At 45.1% G+C, this 224-nt stretch carries 1 pseudogene; it reads right to left on the bottom strand.

From position 1 onward, the window contains the following. A pseudogene (proY, locus tag ACNQO6_RS18560) lies at window positions 1–224 on the bottom strand (proline-specific permease ProY); the annotation flags it as partial.

Here is a 224-nt window from a genome sequence, read left to right as displayed (position 1 = left end):
GAATAATAAGATACGTACTGGAACCGCATTAATAGCACGGGGAATCGAGGATTTAGGATCCTGAGACTCACCCGCACTCAGACCGATAATTTCAATCCCACCAAAAGCGAACACCACCACAGATAACCAGGCAACCAAACCTGCAATACCATTTGGCATAAAGCCATCATGAATCCAAAAATTTTGAATACCTGTGGTAAAGCCACTGTGGTCCGCATGGAACC

This window comes from Acinetobacter calcoaceticus (assembly GCF_051947995.1).
GTDB lineage: Bacteria > Pseudomonadota > Gammaproteobacteria > Pseudomonadales > Moraxellaceae > Acinetobacter.
Note: the sequence above shows the minus strand (reverse complement) of the source record. Positions and strands in the feature narration are given on the sequence as shown.